This window comes from Anaerosporomusa subterranea, assembly GCF_001611555.1.
In the GTDB taxonomy this organism is placed as follows: domain Bacteria; phylum Bacillota; class Negativicutes; order Sporomusales; family Acetonemataceae; genus Anaerosporomusa; species Anaerosporomusa subterranea.
Genome location: NZ_LSGP01000019.1, coordinates 1 through 899 on the forward strand (window position 1 = coordinate 1; position 899 = coordinate 899).

General features: G+C 49.3%; 1 pseudogene. It reads left to right on the forward strand.

Features of this window, described 5'->3' with window-relative positions:
- Window positions 1-32: 32 nt before the first annotated feature.
- Window positions 33-899 (forward strand): annotated as a pseudogene (locus AXX12_RS18805) (sodium ion-translocating decarboxylase subunit beta); the annotation flags it as partial.

Genomic DNA, 899 nt, shown 5'->3' on the forward strand with positions numbered 1-899 from the left:
TCAATATATCTAATGGGAGGGTAAACACAAACATGGACGCATTGTTCCTACAGTATCCTTGGTTAAACGAGCTCCTTATGGGTTTCATCGGTCTCTCCTGGAAACATATTGTCATGTGGGGCGTCGGCGCTCTGCTAATATTCCTGGCTGTAAAATATGACTATGAACCTGCTTTGTTGCTGCCGATCGGTTTCGGCGCCGTCCTCGCTAACATCCCACATTCTTCTGCAGTATCACTCGAAGTTGGCGCAGAAGGCTTCTTGATTACCTTGTATCGAACACGCTGCTTCAATTGGTATCATCGGTGCTGCTGACGGCCCGACCACCATCTATGTTGCTAGCCGCTTCGCTCAAGAACTGCTTGGACCTCTCTCGGTTGCTGCATACTGCTATATGTCACTTGTTCCTGTTATTCAACCGCCGGTCATCAGAGCAGTCACTACTGAAGCCGAACGCAAAATCAAAATGGGTTTTGAGGGTGAAGAACCTGTTTCCCAAACCACTAAGTTCCTGTTCCCAGTCATGATCGTTCTGATCGCTGGTATCGTTGCTCCGATCTCGGTTGCCTTGATTGGCGCTTTGATGTTCGGTAATATCCTTAAAGAGAGCGGTGTTGTCGACAACCTCTCGAACTGCGCGCAAAACGAATTGGCTAACTTGGTTACCTTGGTTCTCGGCATCACCATTGGTGGTACCATGACTGCAGAACGCTTCCTTACTTTCGACGTTCTCTTGATCATGGCCCTCGGTGCTGTAGCATTCGTATTTGACACTGTTGGCGGCGTTCTGTTCGCCAAACTTTTGAACCTGGTCAGCTCGACAAAGATCAACCCGATGATCGGCGCCTGCGGCATTTCCGCATTCCCGATGTCTGGTCGCGTTATTGCTAAGATGGCTCT